Genomic DNA, 3227 nt, shown 5'->3' on the forward strand with positions numbered 1-3227 from the left:
GGGGCGGCGGGGCGGCGGGCGGGCGGGGACGGCGGCTGGGAGCATCGGCGCGTGCTGGTGGACATCGCCCTCCTGCTCGGCGGGCTCGTCGCCCTGACCGTGGGCGGTGAGTGGCTCGTGCGGGGCGCCTCGCGGCTGGCCCGCGCCCTGGGCGTCTCCCCGCTGGTCGTCGGCCTCACCGTGGTCTCGATGGCCACCAGCGCCCCCGAGCTTGCCGTCTCGATCGGCGCGGCCCTGTCCGGGGCGGCGCCGCTGGCCGTCGGCAACGTCGTGGGCAGCAACACCGTCAACGTCCTCGTCGTGCTCGGCCTGGCGGCCGTCGTCGCGCCGGTGCCCGTGCAGCGCAGCGTCCTGCGCACCGACCTGCCGGTCGTCGTGGGCTTCTCGGTGCTCTTCCTGCTGCTGGCCCTCGACCAGCGGGTGGGGACCGTCGACGGCGCCGTCCTCGTGGCCCTGCTGGCCGCCTACGTCACCTGGACGGTGCGCCGCGAGCGCCGTTCGGGCGGGGACGGGCCCGCCGACGGGGAGCTGACCCCGGAGCCGAGGCCGCGGCCGGCGGCGCGCGCGGTCCTCCGCGACCTCGCGCTGGTCGTCGTGGGCACGGGGTCGCTGGTGCTGGGCGCCGAGCTGCTGGTGCGGGGGGCGACGTCGATCGCCGCGGAGCTGGGGGTCAGCGAGCTGGCCATCGGCCTGACGGTCGTCGCCGTGGGGACGTCGCTGCCGGAGGTGGTCACGTCCGTGCTGGCCGCGGCGCGCGGCGAGCACGGCATCGCCGTCGGCAACGTGCTGGGCAGCAACCTGTTCAACATCGGCGCGGTGGCGGGCCTGACCGCGGTCGTCGCGCCGGACGGGCTGCCGGTGACGGTGCCGTCGCTGCAGCTGGACCTGCCGGTGATGATCGCCGCAGCGGTGCTGCTGCTGCCGCTGGCGCGCACGGGCGGGCGGATCACCCGGCTCGAGGGCTCGCTCATGCTGCTGGCGTGGGCGGGCTACACCACCTACCTGCTCGCCTGGGCCTGAGCCGCGGGCCGCTCAGCGCCCGTCGTCGAGGCGCGGCAGCTCGGCGTCGTCGTGGACGGTGCTGCCGGTGACGGGCGCGCGCGCCACGCGGGCGGCCTGGCCGATCTCGAACCCGCCGATGGGCACGGTGAACAGCTGCAGCCCGACGGCGACCAGCAGGACGAGGACCGGCCCCCACCCGGGGGTGAGGACGGCCACGCCCAGCAGCACGAGGACCAGGCCCAGCCCGGCGGCCTTCGCGACGGCGCTGGTGCGCGTGTAGACGTCGGGCAGGCGGACCACGCCGATCGCGGCGACGGCCAGCAGCAGGGTGCCCACGACGACGCAGGCGTGGCCGGCGACGGACTGGATCACGCGCGCCTCCGGGCGACGAGGCGGGCCAGCGCGACCGTGGCGAGGAAGCCGACGAGCGTGCCGACGAGGACGAGGTCGAGCAGCGGGGCCGCGTCCAGGCGCAGCGACAGCAGCGCGACGGCCGCGAGGACGACGATGAAGCCGAAGTCGACGCCGAGGACGCGGTCGGCGTCGGTGGGCCCGCGCAGCACGCGCCAGGTGGCGGCGGCCAGGCACAGGGCCAGGACGACGAGGGCGACGTCGACGATCACGAGGGTCCTCCCGCGCGCTGGGGGGTGGGGGCGCCGCCGGGGTCGCGGCGCCAGGCGGCGAGCATGCGCGCCTCCAGGTCGCGCAGCTCGGCCAGCTCGGCGTCCAGGTCGTGGGCGTGCATGAGGTGCACGAGCGTGACGACGCGCTCGCCGCGCTCGCGGCGGTCGTCGGAGCCGACCACCAGGGCGCCGGGGGTCAGGCCGACGAGGGCGATGAAGGAGGCGACCTCGACGTCGGTGCGGCAGTCCAGCTCGAAGCGCAGCACCGCGGGCGCCAGCTGGGACCCGGGGGTGACGATCTCGCGGGCGACGACGACGTTGGCGACGAGGAAGTGCCACGCGTAGTGCGCGGCGAAGGACAGCAGGCGGCCGGCCTGCCCGGCGGTGCGGCGCACGGGGCTCACGGGGCGGTCACCGCCCCCACCCAGGCGCCGGTGTCGACCAGCGCGCGGGCGGCCGCGTCGCCGGCGGCCAGCAGCGGTTCGGCGGCCACGCCGAGGACGAGGGCGGTGGCGGCCAGCAGCAGGGGCGGGCCGGCGAGCGCGACGCGCCGCAGCGCCGACGGGCGCGGCGGCGCGGCCACCGCGACGGCACCCCCGCCAGCGCCACCGTCGGCGCGGCCGTCGTCCGCCGGCCGCGGCGCGGGCTCGGACGCCGGCCCGGGCTCGCCCCAGAAGACGCCGTTCCACAGCTTGAGCATCGAGACGAGCGTCACGAAGCTGACGGCGACGACGGCGGCCAGCACCCACCAGGCGCCGGCGGCCGCGGCGGCCGTGGCCAGCTGCAGCTTGGCGACGAAGCCGGAGGTGGGCGGCACCCCGACGAGGGCGAGCGCGGAGGCGGCGAAGGCGGCGGCCAGCGGCAGCTGGGTGCGCACCAGCCCGCCCAGCTGCGACAGCTCGTCGGTGCCGCAGCGGCGCTCCACCGCCCCGGACACCATGAGCAGGGCGGCCTTGACGAGCACGTACTGCACGAGGAAGAACGTCGCGGCGGACAGCCCGGCGACGGTGAACAGCCCGAGGCCGACGAGCACGTAGCCGATCTGGCTGACCATGTGCGACAGCAGGACCGAGCGGGCGCCGTGCTCGCCGACGGCGCGCAGGACGCCGAAGACCATGGTCAGGACGGCCAGCGCGAGCACGACGGGCAGCCAGCGGGCGTCGCCGTCGTACAGGACGGCGTACAGCCGGAACAGCACGTAGAGGCCCACCTTGGTCAGCAGGCCGGAGAAGAGGACGACGACGGCGGGCCCGGCGGCGGCGTAGGTGGGCGACAGCCACGTGTGCAGGGGGACGACGGCGGACTTGACGGCCATCGCCAGCAGCAGCGGGGCGGCGGCCAGCGCGAGGGCGCCGTCCTCGCGGGCGGCACCGGCCAGCTCGCCGAGCTGGACGGTGCCGGCCACGCCGTAGACGAGGCCGGTGCCGGCGAGGAAGACGGTGGAGGCGAGCAGGTTGACGGTGACGTAGAGGCGGCCGGGCCCGGGGGGGGGGGGGGGGGGGGGGGGGGGGGGGGGGGGGGGGGGGGGGGGGGGGGGGGGGGGGGGGGGGGGGGGGGGGGGGGTGGGGGGTGAGGTGGGCCGGTCGGGGGGGGCGCAGGGGG

Annotated in this window: 5 protein-coding genes; 1 reads left to right on the top strand and 4 read right to left on the bottom strand. The window is 77.7% G+C overall.

The window, feature by feature from the left end; genetic code table 11:
- Positions 1–1020: calcium/sodium antiporter (locus ACRYMY_RS19585; RefSeq protein ID WP_432548887.1), on the top strand; the 1020-nt coding region annotated here is incomplete at its 5' end.
- 12 nt (positions 1021–1032) lie between these two features.
- On the opposite strand, the gene ACRYMY_RS19590 is transcribed toward ACRYMY_RS19585, so the two are convergent.
- From ACRYMY_RS19590 to ACRYMY_RS19605, 4 genes are all read right to left on the bottom strand, one after another.
- Positions 1033–1374, bottom strand: a complete 342-nt coding sequence (locus ACRYMY_RS19590; protein WP_432548888.1) for a monovalent cation/H(+) antiporter subunit G — start codon at positions 1372–1374, stop codon at positions 1033–1035.
- Positions 1371–1625: a monovalent cation/H+ antiporter complex subunit F gene (locus ACRYMY_RS19595; RefSeq protein WP_432548889.1), complete on the bottom strand. Its 255-nt coding sequence runs from the start codon at positions 1623–1625 to the stop codon at positions 1371–1373. The genes ACRYMY_RS19590 and ACRYMY_RS19595 overlap by 4 nt, the downstream gene beginning before the upstream one ends.
- Complete coding sequence (locus ACRYMY_RS19600) at positions 1622–2029, bottom strand: Na+/H+ antiporter subunit E (protein WP_432548890.1); 408 nt, start codon at positions 2027–2029, stop codon at positions 1622–1624. The genes ACRYMY_RS19595 and ACRYMY_RS19600 overlap by 4 nt, the downstream gene beginning before the upstream one ends.
- On the bottom strand, positions 2026–3227 hold a 1202-nt coding region (locus ACRYMY_RS19605; RefSeq protein WP_432548891.1), incomplete at its 5' end, for a proton-conducting transporter transmembrane domain-containing protein. The genes ACRYMY_RS19600 and ACRYMY_RS19605, both read right to left, overlap by 4 nt.

The organism is Kineococcus haloalkalitolerans, assembly GCF_050871905.1.
Taxonomy (GTDB): Bacteria; Actinomycetota; Actinomycetes; order Actinomycetales; family Kineococcaceae; genus Kineococcus.